Origin of the sequence: Geobacillus sp. FJAT-46040, assembly GCF_002335725.1 — a bacterium.
Taxonomy (GTDB): Bacteria; Bacillota; Bacilli; order Bacillales; family Anoxybacillaceae; genus Geobacillus; species Geobacillus thermoleovorans.
Genome location: NZ_NISS01000001.1, coordinates 617,975 through 620,372, shown reverse-complemented (window position 1 = coordinate 620,372; position 2,398 = coordinate 617,975). Strand labels below are relative to the sequence as shown.

The following is a 2,398-nucleotide window of genomic DNA, read 5'->3' as shown; positions in this document are numbered from 1 at the left end:
CGTATGCCGCACTTTTTCGCTCGTTTTGCCGATCATCTCGCGGTTTTCGTACCAGTCGGTCACTAGCACATAGCAAAACAGCTTAGCCAACTCATTGGTACTGTCAAACGTATTCCCTGTTGCATTGAACAAGTATTTTTCTGCCGCATTAATCAGCGTACTAATTAAGCCGTCCTCGTCACTATGCTCAACGCGCAGCCATTGCTTCGCTTCATCAAGCGTAATAATCAAAACAATCACCCCCAATAAAAGGGGACGGGGATAACCCCCGTCATTAGCTCAGTTTCAATTGGCCATATACAGCCGCGCCGGTATCCCAGAATTTAATATCATCGCGCATAATCGTACGTAAATCCGTCGTATCACGTTTAAATGCATCGCCGCCTTCTTTAGTTGCCGCCAACTCAAAGAATCGCCGCGAGAACAACACGATAAGCTCTTCAAGATTCCCAATGAAAATGGGAGCCTTGTTCGTCGTTCCAGTGATCGACGGCAAGTAGCGATTGGAACATACGACAACCGGACGGCCAAACAACAGCTTCCGCCCCGGCTGTGTAATGTCATCCTGAAGCAAGAAACGACCGTTCGCATCTTGTTGGCTGTCGAGCCAGTTATATCCGTCTTGGTTTGTTAACACGATGCTGCTCAAGCTGATAGCCGGATCCAAGTCAACATTAAATACCTTTTTCACCGCTTTCAGATCAGCTAAGTCTTTCGGAGTCATAGTCAGCAGGAGATCCGTAATCAACTTGTTACGCGTAACGACGGCCTTCTTACCAATCCAACGCGTGATGTAATTAATAATATTCTGATCGCTATCAGCTAAAAGCTCGTTCGTAATCGGCAAGATGCCGCCGCGTTTTTTCACAGAGTACGAGACAGCCACGAATTTAGGATTATCCATTTCCGGGAGCACGCCGTATTCATCAATCAACGCAAACGGCGTCATCGTTTCATCTTTCTCCAGCACGCGAGATCCCGATAAGGTGGTCACTTCCTCGACGCGAACATATTGAGACAAGTCGTTTTGCGCTCTCATAATCTCGTTAATGCGCGTCTGAATGTCTTTTGGAACGATCAAGGACGAATCTCCGTCAGGGATCGCCGGATTGGCTCCTCCTTCATTCATGACGGCGCGCTTTTCGTATTCTGCGATAATGCTTCGCTCATCCGGAGAAACCGGGCGCCGGCGAATCGCCTTCATGAAGATTTGTCGATACTCCTGTTCCAATTCGGCATCCTCTTTCGTAGCAGCGCGAGTTTCAGCGCCAGCCGAATAAGCGCCACCAAGACCCAATCCACCGCGCTCCTCTTCCTCTAATTGCCGTTGTACCTCGATTTTCTTTTGCAACGACCGCACTTCTTCCATTCGTTTTTCAGCTTCATCGACTTTATCCTCTCCTAAGAGAGCGCGGACTTCGGCTTTCATCCGCTCCAGTTTTTGCAACATCTCACGCAGTTCTTTACCCATACTTTTTCAACCTCCTATAGTCAAAATAAAAAGAGCCGTTTTATATCAGCTCTAACTCGATGGCTAGTTTTCGTTTTTTGTATTCATTCGAAGCGCGTTTTTGCTGCTCCCGGTACTCATCAAGCGACCGGACAGACACTTCATTGGCCGGATAAGCCGGAAAAGCCACCGGGGAAATTTCATACAGTTCCGCATCCAAAATGGACCGCTTATAAATCTTCTTTCCGTCGCGATCCACTTGCGACCATTTGTCTTTTGTAACCCTCATCCCAAACGATACACCATCAACATCTCCCCGTTTAATCATCTCCCAGGCATCGTTGCCGACTGTGGTGTTCGGTAAATCCAGCTCAAATCGCAGTTCCTTCTCTGTACTCTCAAGGCGTAGCGTTCCGCTTTTCGTGCTTCCTAGCACTTTAGACGTGTCGTGCGACCAGAGACCGACAACCCCGCGCGTTTTCAAGCTCTCATCAAACGCGCCGGCCGCGATTTCTTCGACAAACGTGTCGCCCCACCAGTCCCGCATCTCCGCGCTTTCCGTGTTGTACTTGATCGACCCAGAGATGGTGCGCCTTTCTTCTTCTCCGCTTGACTGACGGACCTCAATTTTCACTGGAAGAGCCCGGATTTCCTTTGTGTCCTTCGTCGCCTGATTGCCCATTGTCACCACCTCCTTTCATGTACTGTTGGCCGGCCATCGTCAATGGAATAACGTTACCATTAAATACAAGCTGGTCACCGCCAGGTAAAGGTGGCTTCTCTTCTAATGCCCTCGCCTCGTTCGGCGTAATAAAACCTTTCTCAATTCCGATGCCATACGCTTCATAACGCGTTTTAATGTCGCTTCTAAGCATGCTGTCAACGTTGAATTTCACGTAATATCCAGCGTCAATTTCACTGTCAAGAAACAATTTATACGTCATCTCT

General features: G+C 48.4%; 4 protein-coding genes. All 4 read right to left on the bottom strand.

The genetic code is table 11. The annotated features are described in order from the left end of the window. Positions 1–240, bottom strand: a 240-nt coding sequence (locus CD000_RS03355) for a head-tail connector protein (RefSeq protein WP_369806542.1), incomplete at its 3' end; no start/stop codon positions are given. A 34-nt stretch (positions 241–274) separates the two neighbouring features. Further along, positions 275–1,471 carry a phage major capsid protein gene (locus tag CD000_RS03350; protein ID WP_096224889.1) on the bottom strand — a complete coding sequence of 399 codons (1,197 nt, stop codon included), beginning with the start codon at positions 1,469–1,471 and terminating at the stop codon, positions 275–277. A gap of 40 nt (positions 1,472–1,511) precedes the next feature. After that, entirely contained in the window at positions 1,512–2,132 is a 621-nt protein-coding gene (locus CD000_RS03345) for an HK97 family phage prohead protease (protein ID WP_096224888.1), read from the bottom strand. Further along, a partial coding sequence (locus CD000_RS03340; protein WP_143425272.1) for a phage portal protein occupies positions 2,074–2,398 on the bottom strand: 325 nt, incomplete at its 5' end. The genes CD000_RS03345 and CD000_RS03340, both read right to left, overlap by 59 nt.

Bases quoted from the DNA above. Each gene is read 5' to 3' on its own strand.
- CD000_RS03345 (WP_096224888.1), bottom strand. From the start codon at position 2,132: ATGGGCAATCAGGCGACGAAGGACACAAAGGAAATCCGGGCTCTTCCA.
- CD000_RS03350 (WP_096224889.1), bottom strand. From the start codon at position 1,471: ATGGGTAAAGAACTGCGTGAGATGTTGCAAAAACTGGAGCGGATGAAA.